Source organism: Roseomonas chloroacetimidivorans (assembly GCF_049629625.1).
GTDB classification, from domain to species: domain Bacteria; phylum Pseudomonadota; class Alphaproteobacteria; order Acetobacterales; family Acetobacteraceae; genus Roseomonas; species Roseomonas chloroacetimidivorans.
Genome location: NZ_JBNBZS010000106.1, coordinates 1 through 15,322, shown reverse-complemented (window position 1 = coordinate 15,322; position 15,322 = coordinate 1). Strand labels below are relative to the sequence as shown.

11 protein-coding genes, 3 pseudogenes and 1 other annotated feature are annotated in these 15,322 nt (G+C 65.6%); of the genes and pseudogenes, 9 read left to right on the top strand and 5 right to left on the bottom strand.

Annotated elements, in window-relative coordinates; all coding sequences use genetic code 11:
• Nucleotides 1–233 precede the first annotated feature (233 nt).
• The 3 genes from ACO1BU_RS32475 to ACO1BU_RS32465 form a co-directional block, all read right to left on the bottom strand.
• Nucleotides 234–1,019 (bottom strand): alpha/beta fold hydrolase, encoded by a 786-nt coding sequence (locus ACO1BU_RS32475; RefSeq protein ID WP_424140082.1) that lies wholly within the window; start codon nucleotides 1,017–1,019, stop codon nucleotides 234–236.
• A 153-nt stretch (nucleotides 1,020–1,172) separates the two neighbouring features.
• Nucleotides 1,173–2,288, bottom strand: coding sequence for an LLM class flavin-dependent oxidoreductase (locus tag ACO1BU_RS32470; RefSeq protein ID WP_424140081.1), 1,116 nt, complete (start codon nucleotides 2,286–2,288; stop codon nucleotides 1,173–1,175).
• Nucleotides 2,289–2,412: 124 nt separating this feature from the next.
• The gene (locus ACO1BU_RS32465) at nucleotides 2,413–3,294 is read right to left on the bottom strand and encodes a LysR family transcriptional regulator (RefSeq protein ID WP_424140080.1); all 882 of its coding nucleotides are present in this window, start codon (nucleotides 3,292–3,294) and stop codon (nucleotides 2,413–2,415) included.
• A 103-nt stretch (nucleotides 3,295–3,397) separates the two neighbouring features.
• On the opposite strand from ACO1BU_RS32465, the gene ACO1BU_RS32460 reads away from it, so the two are divergent.
• The 5 genes from ACO1BU_RS32460 to ACO1BU_RS32440 all read left to right on the top strand — a co-directional run bounded on the left by ACO1BU_RS32460 (nucleotide 3,398) and on the right by ACO1BU_RS32440 (nucleotide 9,963).
• A complete protein-coding gene (locus ACO1BU_RS32460; protein WP_424140079.1) occupies nucleotides 3,398–4,288 on the top strand; it encodes an SDR family NAD(P)-dependent oxidoreductase in 891 nt (296 codons plus the stop codon).
• A 20-nt stretch (nucleotides 4,289–4,308) separates the two neighbouring features.
• Entirely contained in the window at nucleotides 4,309–5,370 is a 1,062-nt protein-coding gene (locus ACO1BU_RS32455; protein ID WP_424140078.1) for an ABC transporter substrate-binding protein, read from the top strand.
• 689 nt (nucleotides 5,371–6,059) lie between these two features.
• Nucleotides 6,060–7,037 carry a Bug family tripartite tricarboxylate transporter substrate binding protein gene (locus ACO1BU_RS32450; protein ID WP_424140077.1) on the top strand — a complete coding sequence of 326 codons (978 nt, stop codon included), beginning with the start codon at nucleotides 6,060–6,062 and terminating at the stop codon, nucleotides 7,035–7,037.
• A gap of 1,066 nt (nucleotides 7,038–8,103) precedes the next feature.
• On the top strand, nucleotides 8,104–8,859 hold the full coding sequence (locus tag ACO1BU_RS32445) for a sulfite exporter TauE/SafE family protein (protein ID WP_424140076.1): 756 nt from the start codon (nucleotides 8,104–8,106) through the stop codon (nucleotides 8,857–8,859).
• A 342-nt stretch (nucleotides 8,860–9,201) separates the two neighbouring features.
• Entirely contained in the window at nucleotides 9,202–9,963 is a 762-nt protein-coding gene (locus ACO1BU_RS32440) for an SH3 domain-containing protein (protein ID WP_424140075.1), read from the top strand.
• A 386-nt stretch (nucleotides 9,964–10,349) separates the two neighbouring features.
• Here the strand turns inward: ACO1BU_RS32440 and ACO1BU_RS32435 are convergent, their stop codons facing one another.
• The gene (locus ACO1BU_RS32435; protein ID WP_424140074.1) at nucleotides 10,350–10,607 is read right to left on the bottom strand and encodes a DUF6489 family protein; all 258 of its coding nucleotides are present in this window, start codon (nucleotides 10,605–10,607) and stop codon (nucleotides 10,350–10,352) included.
• A 17-nt stretch (nucleotides 10,608–10,624) separates the two neighbouring features.
• Nucleotides 10,625–12,622: a PHA/PHB synthase family protein gene (locus tag ACO1BU_RS32430; RefSeq protein WP_424140073.1), complete on the bottom strand. Its 1,998-nt coding sequence runs from the start codon at nucleotides 12,620–12,622 to the stop codon at nucleotides 10,625–10,627.
• A gap of 287 nt (nucleotides 12,623–12,909) precedes the next feature.
• Between ACO1BU_RS32430 and ACO1BU_RS32425 the strand changes: the two are divergent.
• The 4 genes and pseudogenes from ACO1BU_RS32425 to ACO1BU_RS32410 all read left to right on the top strand — a co-directional run.
• A pseudogene (locus ACO1BU_RS32425) lies at nucleotides 12,910–13,017 on the top strand (IS5/IS1182 family transposase); the annotation flags it as partial.
• A 322-nt stretch (nucleotides 13,018–13,339) separates the two neighbouring features.
• Nucleotides 13,340–14,354 (top strand): annotated as a pseudogene (locus ACO1BU_RS32420) (IS3 family transposase); the annotation flags it as partial.
• Nucleotides 13,477–13,563 (top strand) — a sequence feature (AL1L pseudoknot). (Overlaps the previous pseudogene by 87 nt.)
• A 1-nt stretch (nucleotide 14,355) precedes the next feature.
• Nucleotides 14,356–14,579, top strand: a pseudogene (locus ACO1BU_RS32415) (IS110 family RNA-guided transposase); the annotation flags it as partial.
• A gap of 393 nt (nucleotides 14,580–14,972) precedes the next feature.
• Entirely contained in the window at nucleotides 14,973–15,275 is a 303-nt protein-coding gene (locus tag ACO1BU_RS32410) for a hypothetical protein (protein WP_424140072.1), read from the top strand.
• Nucleotides 15,276–15,322 lie beyond the last annotated feature (47 nt).

Here is a 15,322-nt window from a genome sequence, read left to right as displayed (position 1 = left end):
TGCGAGCCATCACCCGCTGGGACAGGCCCTGGCCCCAGCCAAGCCGTAGAACATCTCGGATCTTGCGCATCGGCACTCTCTCGCCTGGCATCCCGCCCCCCTGCTCAGCACAGGGGCGAAACTACCGTTGGTTGAGACTTGCCGGCCGCGCCGCTCCTCTGACCCGACCCCAATTCCAGTGATCACATTCACCGGAATCACCGATCAGCATCCACCGGATCCACTGATCACGATCAAACGGAATCACTGATCACGATCCACCGGATTACGCATTCTGGCTGCTCGAGGGCCGAAAGGTGGCCCGCAGCGGCGATCTCGACGTAGCGGGCGTTTGGTGTGGCATCGGCCATCGCCCGCATGACCTCGGGCGGTGCTCCGGCGTCCTCGGCACCGGCAAGATAAAGGGTGGGGATCGTGATCGTGTGCAGCCTTTCGCCGTAATCGAGTTGCTGGAGCGCGGCCGCGCAGCCGCGATAGCCCTGCGGGTGCGTGGCCCGGACCATCGCGGCCACCCGCGCGGCCTCGGCTGGCTGCTCCTCGCGGAAGCCGGCGGCGAACCAGCGGGACAGGCTGGGCTCCACCATTGTCTCCATGCCTCCTTCTTTGACGGCGGCGGCGCGCCCCGCCCAGGCCTCGCGATAGGCGGCGGGCGCGGAGGCGCGGGCATCGAGGCAACTGAGGCTGAGCAGCCGCTCAGGGTGGTTCAGAGCCAATCCGAGCCCGACCATGCCGCCCATCGAGAGGCCGGCGAAATGCGCGCGCTGAATCCCTAGCGCGTCCATCAGCCCGAGCGCGTCCTGGCCGAGTAGGTCGAGGCTGTATGGGCCCGGAGGCGCGTCCGAGCCGCCATGGCCGCGCGCGTCGTAGCGTAGCACGCGGAACCGATTTGCCAGCCTCCGCGCCACGCCTTCCCAGAGCCCGAGATCCGTGGCGATGCCATGGGCCAGGATCGCCCAGGGGCCTTGCGCAGCGCCCTCGATCCTGGCGTGCAACACAGTGCCATTGGCGGCAACGCGCATCGCTCCCTCCTTCCGGTCTTTCACTCGCCGGTTGCGCCGCCCGACCGCGGGGGTGGGCGCATGATTTCGGACGTTAGGGGTAGGCTAGACGGCCATGCAGGCGTTGAGGATTTCTCAGATAAGAAATTCATCTTTGACTTTTCGTCCGCGACCTCATGCCGCTCGTCCGGTCTCCTGGGCAATCGCGGCGTTCACTCGCGGCATCACCTGCTCGGCCATCAGGGTCATCGATCGCTTTGCCAGCGCCGGATCAACCCAATCGAGGCCGGCATAGACAATCTCGCCGAAGTCGCCGATCCGCTCGCGCAGCGCGAGCAACTGCTGCACCACCTCGTCCACCGTGCCCCGGATGACGCATTCCTTCAGCACGCGCTCCAGCGTAACGGCCTCGTCCGGTTCATCTTTGTGCGTCTTGAACACGAAGAGACGCTTGCTGCGCGTCATCTTCGCCAGGAGTTGCCGGTAGTAGAACGTGTAGGGGCTGTTCGGGTCGTCGCCGCCATATGAGGCTGCGGTGCGGGTATCGTCCGACACGAAGATTGTCCGCGCGACGCGCCAGTCGGCGGTCTGTGCCACCTGCCCGACCTGGGACTTACCGTCTGCGTAATTCTCCCAGTGCGAACGGAGCCACATTGGAAGGAGGAAGTTAGCCGAGAGCGGGTGGAAGTCCCGCCGCCCCATGGCGATCACGCCCTGCGAGCCTGGGGCGAGCACCGTGCCCACGATTTCCGGCCGTGGGCTCTGATAGGGTTTGGGCAGGTTGCCGACGCCCAGCTGTAGTGCCTGGGTCTTCATGGTCGAGACCTTGAAGCGGTTATCCGGCAGGTCGATGTCGTAGGGCGCGTTACGGGCCCAGATCTCCAGGATCACGTCGATTGATTCCGCGAACATGCGGTTCCGGTCCTGGTCCAGGATGCCCAGCGCCTCGGCGTCGGAGGTGAGGGCTCCGGGGCTGACTCCAAGGATGAAGCGGCCCTCCGCCAAATGGTCCAGCATTGCGGCCTGCGCCGCGACGATGACGGGATGATGGTGGGAGAGGTTGGCCGTACCTGTGGCGAGTTTGATCCGCTTCGTATCGGAAACGAGGGAGGCGAGGAACATCATGCTGCTGGTGATGTTTTCGCAGGTGTCGGTCAGGTGTTCGCCGATGAAGGCATCGTGGAAGCCCAGTTGGTCCGCCAGGATTACGGTCTCGCGGTCTTCCTTCAGTGTTTCCGTCCAGTTCCGGCCCTGCGGGTGGATCGGCATGGTGAAGTAGCCCAGGCGCATGGCTCGTTCCCTCCATCCGGCATTCGGCCGGCTTGGGGTGGAATCACGTCATGGAAACCGGCTTTCCGGAATGTCCGATCTCGCCAAAACAAACTTGCCGTTCTGTCTCAAATGGAAGCGCTCCTCAGTCGGCTCGGGTGATAGCCACAAGGAAATCGATGAAGACCCGGACCTTCGCCGGCAGGTGCCGCTGGGCGGGATAGAGGATGGATATTGGCATGCCCCTGAGCGCGTAGTCCGGAAGAATGGATTCGACCGCGCCCCTCTCCAGGTCCTTGCGGACCAGCCACCAGGTGCCCTGGCCAATGCCGATGCCCGCTACCGCAGCCTCCCTCAGGGCGTCCCCGCTGTTCACGACCGTGCTGCCCCGCACCATCACCGTCATTGGCTTCCGATCCGGGCCGCGGAAACTCCATTCCGGCCCGAAGCGGCCGACGATGCAGTTGTGCTGACGCAGCTCTTCCGGTGTCCGCGGGATCCCGTGTCGGGCGAGGTAGGAGGGCGCGGCGAAGGTTACCTGCATGCCGTGCGTCAGGACTCGGGTGGTAAGGCGAGAGTCACTGATCTCGCCGGTACGGACCGCCAAGTCGTAGCCCTCCGCGATCAGGTCCACTGGTCCGTCGCTGAAGGAGAGGTCAAGCTGGATCTCCGGGTATTTGCGCAGAAAGGCCGGAAGCTCCGGCACCAGCGTCACCCGCCCGAAGGAGAAGGGGGTAAGCACCCGGACGCGGCCGCGATAGGCGATGCTGCCTTGGCGCAGCGCCGCCTCGGCATCCTCCAGGTCCGCGAGGATACGGACGCAGCGTTCGTAGAACTCCTGTCCGAGATCTGTCGTGTGGAGCTGGCGGGTGGTTCTGTTAAACAGTTGGGTGCCCGTCTCGTCCTCCAGCCGGGCCACCGTTTTCGTCACGGCCGATACGGAGAGGCCGAGCCGCCGCGCCGCGGCAGTGAAGCCGCCGTGCTCCGCCACCTTGGTAAAAACAGTCAGGGCCAGGAACTTGTTCAACGAATCCCCCTTAATTTCGGACTTTTGGGCAAGAGCTTATTGATCAGCTCGGACATTTCCACCCGGCCCCGCCGGGGCCTAGGTTCCACGGTAAGAGGGGGGCATGCCCCACGGCGGAGGAACGGCGATGGTGGGGCGCGTGGCAATTGTCACGGGCGGGCTACGAGGCCTGGGGAAGGCGATGGCGATCGGCCTGGCCGAGGCCGGCTACCGCGTGCTTGCGGCCGGCCATATCGCCGAGGACCTGGCACCGATGCAGGCGGCGGCCCGGGCGCGCGGCATACCCGACGAGGCGCTGCAGCCCGCCCTGTCCGACATCCGCGACCCGGAGGCCTGCACCGCCCTTGTTGAGGCGGCGCGGGCACGCTTCGGCGGCCTCCACATACTCGTGAACAACGCGGGCCTGACCTTCACGACAATCAGCCCGGACAAGTTCCGCCGCCCGAAGCCGCAGCCCTTTTGGGAATGCGGGGACGGGCTAGTGCAGGCCGTGATGGACACGAACTTTACCGCCGCAGACCGTCTGGCGCGCCGTGTCGTGCCGTATCTGCTGGAGCAGGGGTGGGGGCGCATTATCAATGTCACCACCAAGCTGGATACGATGAACCGCCCGGGCAGTTCGCCCTATGGTCCCTCGAAGGCGGCGCTGGAGATGGCGACTGAGATCTGGGCGAAGGAACTGGCGGGAACGGGGGTGACGGCGAATATCGTCAATCCAGGCAGTGGCGCCAACACACCCGGCATGGCCGAGGAGTGGCGTGCCGGTAGCCGGAACGGAACCATGCCGGTCCTGCTGGAACCGGAGGCCATGGTGGCGCCACTGCTCTTCGTCGTCTCCGACGAGGCAAGCGAGGTGAACGGCTACCGCTTCGACGCGAACAGCTGGGACGGAACGCTGCCGCCCGCACTTGCCGCCCGGCGCAACGCGCGCCCGGCCGGCTTCGTGCTGCACGCCGCGGCAGCTTGGGACGCGGCACCGGCCCAGCTGGGCTGAGGCATTCTGGGGGAGACAGCATGCGACGCAGAGAGTTCACCGTGGGGCTGATGGGCCTGGGCGCCGCGGCGCTCGCACGCCCGGCCCTGGCACAGGGCGGAGACGGCCGCGCGCAGCTGATCGAGGGAGCGAAGCGGGAGGGTAGCCTCAGCTACTTCGACACGGTCCTGCAGCCTGAGACAAATGACGAGCTGACGGCGGGCTTCCGCAAGGCCTACGACCTGCCATCCTCGTTCCGAGTGAACTACACCCTCTCCAACACCGGCAACATGATCACGCGCGTGGAGCAGGAGTTGCAGGCAGGGCGCGTGACGATGGACATCGCCTCCGTCGCCTCCCCCACCTGGGTGTTCGAGAAGGTACGCGACGGGCATATCCTGGAATATGACTCGCCGGAGTACCAGCACTACGGCGGCGTCTTCACGACGGGGCTCGGCCAGCCGCGCTTCTTCGCCTTCAATGGCGCCTATCTCTTCACGCCCATGTGGAACAGTGAGGGCGTGAATTTCAACGGAAAGTCGTGGCGCGACGTGCCGGGCTTCATCCAGCCCCGGCGCGCCAGCCTCGGCGATGCTTCCATCTCGGCCGCTTACCTTGCCACTTTCATCGGAATGCGTCGTGTATTGGGCGACGACTGGTTCCGCGAGGTGGCGGCGAAGCGGCCGAACTTCCTCGTGCGGTCAGAGCAGATCGCCAGCCGACTGGTTTCCAACCAGGACATGATGGCGATTTTTGGCCAGCCGACGCGCGCGCTGCAGAACAATGCGAACGGTGCGAAGCTGAAGTTCATTTTTCCGGCGGAAGGGAACGTGCTGATGCCGCAGTGCACCTTTATCCTGAAGCAGGCGCCTCACCCTAACGCGGCAAAGCTCTGGATCGACTACATCCTGTCCCCGGAGGCACAGGGAATTCTCGCACGGCGCGAGGCCATGAGTTCCGGACGCGCTGGTTTCGATAGCCCCGTGCCTGAGTACGCGCCGAACGTGAGCAACCTGAAGCTCATCGACCTGGATTGGCGTGCCCTGTCGACCGCAGACATGCAGAAGGCGCGGGCGGAGTGGCAGACGATCTTCAAATCTTGATTGCTCGGATGCAGGCCGGCCTGTCCGTGTTGGCAACGGGCGAGGGAACCTCCCAGGATGGCATTATGCGAGGGCTTCCTCTCCTGACTCGCCGGACACGTTGTCGGCTGGGGATGGCAGGCAGGGCGGCAGGACCACCGCCCGGAGCGGGTGCCTAAACCTGCATTGGTTCGAGACGCTGGGAGAGGCAAGGAAGAGATCGAGGCCTGGCCGCGGAACTACAATGAGAGCCGTCCTCCGATGGCCCTTGGCCAGAGGACGCCACAAGAATACCGTTCTCTGGCAAGCCCTTCAGGGGTGTCAGAGGGCTCCGTAGCCGTCGAAGGCTAACGCTGGACCTGGACCACCAAACCCAAGCGCCTCACCACCGTCGAGGTGGTCAAATCTTGGGCGCGCTCTCCGCGATCTGGAGCAAATAGAGCGGGTACCAGCCGACTCCGAACAGCCCCAGCACGGCGAGGACTGCGGCAATCACGGGCGGCGGGGTGCCCGCCTGCGGGGGCGGAGCCCCAAGATGTGCGTGTGGGGAGGAGCAGGGCGTGGCTACTGCGGCCGCGGTCTGGGCCGGGGTAGCTGATGGAGGCGAACGGGGCACCCGCCTTCTCAATCGGCGGCGCCGCGTTCCGAGCCAGCCATAGCCCTGCGCGACCGGCGTGTGTATTGTTTCCGGAACAAGTGGGAGGAAACAGGTGCAAACAACACGCCGCCTGATGCTGTCCGCTGCGATCGCAGCACCGTTTGTGCGCCCCGCCGCGGCGCAGGAAGCTTGGCCGAACCGCTCTGTCCGCGTCATCGTGCCTTGGCCGCCCGGGGGGTCGACCGACGTGCTTTGCCGGCTTCTTTGCGAGCAGATGCAGCAGAAGCTCGGCCAGTCCTTCGTGCTGGAGAACCGGCCGGGTGCTGGTGGCAATATCGGTGCGGATGCTTTAGCCAAGGCCCCCAGCGACGGATACAGCATGGGGCCGCTGACGCTCGGCGCCTGGCATATAAACCAGTTCCTCTACAGTAAGCTTCCCTACGATCCGCAGCGCGACTTCCAGCCGATTTCCATGCATTGGGAGTTGCCGAACGTCCTGGTCGTCTCTGCCCAGCACAATCCAGCGAACAGCTTCCAGGAGTTTGTCGCCTGGGCGAAGGAGCGGCGCGGGGGCATCAGCTATGGTTCCCCGGGGGTCGGCACGACAGCACATCTGAGCGGAGCGCTCTTCACCAACCGCCTCGGCATCGACGGCACCCATGTGCCGTTCCGAGGCGCGGCGCAGATCATTCCAGCGATGCTGGCCGGCGATCTGACCTGCGCGATGGACAATCTCGCCAGCTATGTGCCGGTCATCAAGGAAGGCCGCATGAAGGCCTTCGTTATCACGGGCGCCGAACGCTGGCCGACCCTGCCCAATGTTCCCGTCATGGCTGAGGTAGGGGTGCCCGACTTCGTGGTGACCAGTTGGTGCGCCATGGCCTTCCCCACGGGCGTTCCCGCCCCGATCGTGGAACGCGCGGCGGGGACGATGCGCGAGATTGGCCAGGATCCAGCGATGCAGGAGCGGTTCCTGCGCGCTGGAGCCCGCTGCGTCTGGAGCACCCCTGCTGAGGTGAGTGCCCGTGTCGAACGCGAGCGCCCGATGTGGCGGGAGGTGGTGCGAATCTCCGGTGCCCGGTTGGAATAGATGGAATGCCGTCGCCCGGCTTCTGTCCGTGAAGGTACAGAAATATACGTATGGAACTGGACCATGCGGTGGGTCCCCGGTCCGCATAGCCAGCCATCAGGCCTAGCAAAGGAAGGCGTCTCATCGATTTTACGTCGGCGAGGAAAAAGTTGGCTGCTTTGATTTAGTTGACGCTTATAAATTTGGTGAAACGCCGAATAGGTGGCAGCCTCGATACCGGGCTATACGATTGCCGCTGCACAAGCGGATACAATGGGGGCATCGGACTTAGTCCGACGCCCCCATTCCCTTTCTATCCCGAGAGGAACAGCGACACCGCCCGCCTCGCACTGCGCGCAGAAGGCGCGCCGGTCGCTCTCATAGGCCGCCGCGTATCGTCAGAGAGGACCCGCCCGGCATAGCCGGAGGCCCGCGCTACCGCCTCGCTTACCGACCCCAGGCCCCTTGAGGCCGCTCCGACCTCCGCAGGAGGCCAAGGCTGCCGTCCCGATAGCAATCTGTCCCCTTCTCCCCTGAGGGCACGGTAACCCCCTACTATCGTGCCTCCGGCGGAGGGGGCGCGATTGCCTTCCGTGAGCCCGCTCTGGCACACTAGGACGGGCCAAAGTGGCGGGCGCGCGGACGGCTGCGGGGCGGGTCAACGAGGGCAGGGGGTTCGGGGGCAATGATCGCGAGAGGGACGCGCAGCCCAGCAAAGGCCGGCGTTTTCTGGTGTCAGCAGGCGAGGGGAGGGCGGTAACGCCACCGGGGCCAAGGCGCTCCCCTGGCGGTGCTCGCGAGGCTGGTCGGAACGAGGTCGCCCAGGCCGCCGACTACGCAGGCCCGGCCTTGTTCGGGAACACCCGCCGCGCTTACGAGGTCGACTGGCGCGTCCTCTGCGCCTAATGCGAGGCCGGTGCCGTCTCCCCCTCCTCGCCGCCCCCTTCGTGGTCGCCGGCCACCTCGCCAGCACCCTCGTGGCAGGGCTGGAGTTAGCGCGTGCTGGCGCGATCACACTCAAGCAGCACCATCCGTTCGGACCGATCTAACTCCAGGAACTCCGCATGCCTAGGGCAGCTTAGGAACGATGGACCTCGAAGCAACACTCATCCTGCTCGGTGCGGGATTGCTGGCAGGCGCAATGAACGCGGCCGCGGGCGGCGGGTCCTTCATCACCATCCCTGCGATGGTGTTCGTGGGACTGCCCTCGGTCGCCGCCAACGCGTCCAGCACCGTGGCACTGCTGCCCGGTACGCTTGCGAGCGCCTGGGCGTGGCGGCGGGACTTCCGCTCGCTGCACGGGATCCCCTCTCGCACCCTGCTGCTGATTAGCCTCACGGGTGGGCTGGCCGGGGCGCTGCTGCTCCTCGCAACCACGTCTCGTGTCTTCGACCGCCTGCTGCCCTGGCTCATGCTCCTCGGCACCCTGGCCTTCACCTTCGGGCGGCCGCTTGGGGCAGCCCTGCGCAAGCGGGTTCGCATCGGACGCGGCGCCGTGCTCGGCACCCAGGTGCTGCTGTCGATCTACGCTGGCTATTTCGGCGGGGGCGTCGGGATCATGATGATGGCTGTCTGGGGCTTGCTCGGCGATCTCGACATCAAGGCCATGAGCGCCCTGCGCACCCTCCTGGTCAGTGCGGCCAACTTCGTCGCGGTCGCCTGCTTCGCTGTGGCCGGCCCGGTGCACTGGTCAGCCACTGGCATCATGCTCGTTGCAGCCGTGGTTGGCGGCTATTTCGGGGCGGTTCTGGCCAGCTGGATGCCGGCGCCCGTTCTGCGGGGGTTTGTCATCCTCTTCAGCACCGCCATGACCATCACCTTCTTCTGGCGTGCCTGGGCATGAATGCCGGGCCGACATGCCACGGCCCCGCATTCGGACAGTGCGGTGGGCAGCCTTGATGATCGGCGCACCCCACCCTACCTGCGGACCACTCAGATACGCTCCGGCATCCTGCTGATCTGCTTCAGCGGCGCTCGATCGGCCGAGCCTTGGAACGCAGCCTGCCCCGATCCCCAACATGCGCCAGACGGCCCCATCCGAATTCGGGCAGCCCTGGTCGGCACCTTCGTGGCATGGCCGAACTCCCCAGCGACGGTGCGGTCACAGTTGAGCAAGACCGCCCCTTCGGTCCGGTGGGCCTCGCGTTGCTACCGCCGGAGCGTCTCCACAGCGAAGGGCAGATGCATGCGCCTCAGGATTGTAGCGTCCCTGTTGCTGACGGCGCTGGCCGTGGCGGCGTGTGACGACGCGGAAACCAAGAGAAAGCGCCAGCAAGCCGAGCGGGCGGCGCACTCCGAAGCGGACGCTACGACAGCAATCAAGGCGGCCGAGGAGCGGCTTCGCGCGACGGCCCGCAACATCACGCCGGGGGCGAAGTTCAGGGGCGTGATGGCCCACAGGCAAGCCCTTGGCGGTTTTGCGGTCTGCGGGCAGGTGAACCTCACTGGTGCAGCGGAAGATCCCTACCTGCCCATTGTTTCGATCGTCAGCCCGAGAGCGGAGAGGATCGAGCAGTTCGTTGCTTTCAGCAGCTCGGAAGCCACCCGCACCTATGTGGAAACAACCACTCGCTGCTACGATGGCGGTGGGCCGACCTCTGCACGGTCCGTCGTGCCTCTTCCGCCCGTGCCGGACACCTCGACCTTGGCGCCGGAAACAGCGACGCCTCCGCGCCCGCCTTCGCGTGCACGATCCACGGCTGAGCCGGTGCCGCCTCCAGCCCTGCCGACACCGTCCGCCGAGAGCATGCCCTCGCAGGGCTCGGTTACCACCACATCGGCCCATCCGGTCAACCTCCGGAGCAACCCGGCCGGTGGTGGGGCGGTTCTGCGCGTCCTGCCGAGAGGCACGCGGCTTCGCGTCTTCGCGGAGGCGCCGGGCGGGTGGTATCAGGTCGGAGAAACTGAGCCGATCGGATGGATCCACGGCTCGATGCTTGAACGCTGAGAGGATACCTCTTGGGCGTTCCTGCCGGCAGCCTCCAACTGTCAGCAGGTGACGGCGCGTGCGGAAGATGATGGTGTGCGCTGAGAGAAGGGCGTCGTCAGGTTAGTGGACCCAATCGGGCCTTGGCAGCCTCCGCTGCATACCCTTCCCCAGCCCTTATCGCGGCTTCCGGTATCCAGCATGCAGCGTGGCTGTACCATTGCTTCAGCATGAGCCTCCAGGACGCCAAGCTCAGCTTGGCCGCGCGTGGGACCGCAGTCAGCTACGAGGCCATCCGGGACTGAGGTCTTCGCTTCGGCCGGAGGTCCGCCAACTCTCTCCGGCACTGTGCGCCTCGCCCGGGCGGCTAATGGACCTGCAGAGTGTCCGTAGACTGCTGCGCTCTGCTACGGGCTCTCCCGCTTCTTCGTGCTGGGTGGTGCCTTGAACATGTTCGACATGGCTTCCTGCATCTGGGCTGGTGTCCAAGGCGACAGAGGAAGCCAAGTCCTGAGCATTGCCTCGGGTGCCAGGCTCGCGACGGCGTCGGTCATCTGCTGGCTGAGCTTCGCCATGGCAGCATCCTGCATGGGCTTGACGTCGGGGAGGCCGAAGAAGTGCCTAGCCTCCTCCGCCGTGCAATCGACCTCTATGGTGAACTTCATCGTTCCGCCTCCTTGCTCTACTTCTCCAGAACGTATCGACCGGGTGCATCTTCCAGCGGTGGATGGCGCGGGCTGCCCATCGCTGGCGGAGGGGCTTTGGGACCTGAACGCTCACCGAGCCATACGCTCCAGTCGGACCACCAGCTTCCATCGTGCCGGACGGCGCTTTGCCTCCACTCGGCCGCTGTGGCGGCGGCCGGCACATCTGGGGGCAGTATCCAATGGGCCCCCTTGCCCCCCGGTGGATTGATGATGCCGGCGATGTGGCCGCTCGACGCCAGCACGTAGCGGACCTTGCCGCCGACGAGCTGGCTGATGCGCCACGCTGCGTCCCAGGGAACAATGTGGTCCCGCTCGGCACCGACGGCATAGATGTCCTGGCGGATGCGGCCGAGATCGATTGTCTCCCCCTTCAACTGTATCCGGCCCGGTATGATCAGATTGTTCTCGCGATAGGTGTTGCGCAGGTACCAACTATGGGCCGCGCGGGTCATCCGGGTTCCGTCGCTGTTCCAGTAGAGCAGGTCGAAGGCGGGGGGTTTTTCGCCCATCAGATAATTGTTGACGACATTTGCCCAGATTAGGTCGTTTGAGCGCAGCAGATTGAACATGTTCGACATCTCTCGGCTGTCGAGATAGCCGCGTTCCATCATCTGCTGCTCGATCAGGTCAAGGGAATCGTCCCCCATGAACACCGCGGTGTCGCCGACGCGCGAGAAGTCCTGCATTGACACCATAAAGGTGGCCGCGTTGAAGCGGTCGTCGCCCTTGGCTGCCAGCCAGGCGAGCGTCATGGCCAGCAGGGTGCCGCCGATGCAGTAGCCCATTACGTTGACGGTCGGGCTCCCCGTGATCTCGCGCACCACGTCGCTAGCTTCGAGGGGGCCGAGGTCCATGTAGTCCTCGATGGTGATGCTATCCATCGATGCGTCCGGGTTCTTCCAGGACACCATGAAAACGGTGAAGCCCCGCTCCGTCAGGTAGCGCACCATGCTGTTCTTCGGCTGCAGGTCGAGGATGTAGTACTTGTTGATCCAGGGTGGCAGGATAAGCAGTGGCGTCTTGTGTGCCTCGCCACCCGTGGGGGCGTACTGGATCAACTCGATCAGCTTGTTGCGATGCACGACCTTGCCGGGGGAGAGTGCGAGATTGCGGCCCGGGGCGAAGGCCTTCGTGTCCACCAGGCTCAAGCGGCCCTCTTTCAGGTCGCTAAAGAGGTTGCGCGCGCCATCCGCAAGGCTCGCGCCACCGGTCTCCACGGCCCGGCGCAGGGCGGCGGGGTTGGAGAAGAGCAGCAGGGAGGGGCTCATCGCATCCACGAACTGGCGGAGATGGAAAGTGAGGCGCTGCCGTTCCGCCTCGTCCAGGTCATCCGCCTGGCTCTGCCGCAAGAGCCAGTCCGACGCCAGCAGATAGGCTTCCTTTAGGCTGCGGTAGACCGGGTTGTTCTGCCATTCGGGAGCTGTGAAGCGCTTGTCCGCAGGCCGGGCGGCCGTTCCCGGCGCAGGGGGGGCGATCAGGCCGAGCCACTGTTGGCCCGCTTGGTTCCAGGTTTCGATTGCCGAGCGCCACATATCCGCATTCAGCCGGGCGGCGGAGGACAGCGTATCGGCCGGGCGCGCGAGGTTGCGGAGCCAGACCGTCCGCAAGGCCCGCACGACCTCGGCCCAGTCGACCGGTACAACATCGCGCAGAGGGTTCGCGTTCCACATGCGGTCGATGGAACGCAGCACCGGGTCCTGGGCAAGGTGGTCGCCGAGGCTCTTTGCGGTGTTGGCGGCCAAGCCTCCGGCTACATGGCCGGGAGAGATGGCAGGCCAGATCCCGGCGCCTGCCCAGGCTTGGCTGGTTCCGGACATTGCGTTCACCCAGGAAGTCCAGAAGCTGAGCAGGGCCTCCGGCCCAGGCGTGAGGGCCGCCACTCCGGGCGGGGATACCCGTTCCGGATCACCTGGGCCGCGAGGGGTGGATGATTGCGCCTGGGGCGTCTCTTCGGTGCCCTTGCTAGATGGCATCACGCTTCTCCCTTGTGTCGCCCTGCGCTGGCGGAACTGGGCCGCTTTCGACGCTCGTCTTGCGTCCTGGGGCCTGCCGATTGCGCCGCTCCGGTAGAACGCGCGGAGGCCGGCGTTGGTGCAGGAAGCCAGGGCGGGTAGCCCATCTCTGGCCACGCCGTTATGCTCTCGAGCACGCCCTTCAGGCGTCACGCTGCCCGGCGTCATCACATTCCGAGGCCCCTTGCCGGATCCAGAACTGGCCTGCCTACGGCGTTGCAGGCCGAAAGCACGCGGCCGCACCAGTCGGCCCGATGCATTTGCTGGTCGACAGCTCCGGGCTGAAGCTGCTCGGGCAAGACGAGTGGGATGCGGAGAAGCACCGCCGGAAGCGCCGATCCTGGCGCAAGTGGCATCCGGCCGTGATCTCCCGCGTTCAAAATCCTCCGTTCGGCATTGTTCTTGAACCGAGCCGTCGTGCCGTCTCGCACTGGCTTACGTTGGCCTTGAAGCCGAGTTGCCGAGCTTGTGGGTCAAACAGGCGGCGCGGCGTGCCTGCCCGGTCCGGTCGAAGCGGTCGGCATAAACGACACTTCGGCGAAGCATCCAGTGAACGGCGGTGAGGATAGCGGCTGCGGCTGCGATTATAGCCTTTCGGCCTATAGCGTGCCTTGGGGTGCCCGAGGGGGGCCACCGCCAGGTACTGAGCCGAGCCGGGTATCCTGGAGGCTCCAACCCCGGAAGTGGGTTCGGCAGGCCAAGCGTGACGGGGGCGGGAGGCCCGGGCCGAGGACGGCGGAGCGGGAGCGGACCAAAGCCCTGGGACGAGAGATGCGCGAGCTGTGCCAGGCCAATGAGATGCTGCGCATGGCGTCGGCCTATTTCGCTCAGGCGGAGCTCGACCGCCGGTCAGAGACCTGAACGCCTTCATCGACGATCACCGGGGTGCCTGCCAAGCTTGGGCCGCGAAGCGGATCAAGGCCGATCTGCAAAGTGCTGCCGATCGCCCCGTCCACCTACTACGCTCACGCTGTGCTGCGGGCGGATCCCTCCAGGGCATCGGGGCGGGCGAGGCGCAATGCCAGGCTCCGCACCGAGATCTGGCGGGTGCACGAGGCGAACTTCGGGGTCTATGGCGCCCGCAAGGCCTGGCGGCAGCTTGGCCGCGAGCGGATCGCGGTCGCCCGCTGCACATTGGAGCGGCCGATGCGCGCTGCGGGGCAGCTGTGCGCGGAAGGGAGACGCGGACCCCCGCATCCAATCCCGGGACGTCGTACCTTGCCGACCTGGTGAATCGGCAGCTTCCGGCGCCGGCGCCGAACGGGTTGTGGTTGTCGGATTTCACCTACGTCGAGATACGGCAGGGCACCGCCCAGGTCGCTTCGTCATCGATGCCTTCGCACGCCGGATCGTCGGCTGGCGAGTGTCGAGAACGGCCCGTGCAGGCTTCGTCCTTGATGCGCTCGAGCAGGTACTGCACGAGCGCAGTTCCACGAAGGGCGCACTGACCCACCACTCGGACCGCAGGTCGCAATATGTTTGCATTCGCTCCACGGAACGGCTGCTCGAGGCCGGGGCCGAGCCCTCCGTCGGCAGCGTCGGCGGCAGCTACGATAACGTCCTCGTGGAGAGCGCCATCAGGCTGTTCAAGACCGAGATCATACGCGGCCGCGGCCCTTAACGCTGCCCGGAGACCGTCGAATACGCTACCCTCGAGTGGATGGCTTGGTTGAACAATTACCGCCTCCTCGAACTCGACCGGCGGCAAGGCGCGGCTGGGCAGTATTTAGGGGATGGGCCAGCGCGACATCCGACGCCTGTTGATCGTCGGCGCCTCGGCTGTCGTGTGCTGGGCGGCCCGCAAGGAAGCGCAGGCAGGCTCCTGGTTGGTGGGATGATGGCGCCGAAGCCACGCAGGCTGGTGGTTGCCGCACTCGCCAACAGGATGGCGTGGAGGATCTGGGCGCTGGCAGTCCGCGGCGTGATGGCACGGCGGCCACCAGTCAGGTTGAGGAACGCCATCTTTCCAAGCAGTAACCGCGCCACCTCGTCGGCAAAAGCCAGTATGGGTCTTGTGCCATGGCCGCGCTACACGACCCTGGTGCATGAATCGGCGGCATCAACGCAGAGCGCTGAACCTGTGCTCCACGTCATGTGATGCAGACCTACTCCAGGTGGCCGACGCCGGGCATGCAGTTCAGGACGCCGGTTCCGATAGCCAGTTGAGTGACTTCCACTTGGCCACCTTTGAGCGCACCCGATCCTCGACGACGCGTGCTCATCGCGAGATTTCGGCCTCGACCAGGGCACACCAGTTATCGCCAGAGGCCCTCCACCACCGCACACGGCCAAGTTTTCCGGTAGCTGCGACGTGCCGGACGCGCTGGGTCGGCGCGGTCTCGACCGCCTCGCTCGGCGCTGCGCCGGACCATGGTGGTGCGATTATCTCAGCGTCCGGCTGCCGCGCCGCAACCTCGGCGTGGACGTCTTTCCGATGGATCGCGCCATCAGCGGTGAACGCTACGACCGGACTATTGATCTGGTCAAGCACGGGGCCGACCAGCAAACCATCGTCGAAATAGTGGCCGGTCAGAATGAACGCGGCGGTCGGGCCGGTGTCGTCATCCGCGGCCGGATCTCTGGCCATCGAGCCCGAACAACTCTGAGCTGTTGAACATCACCGCCGGCAGGCAGATGGCGACAGGTAAAGCGCTGCGGCGG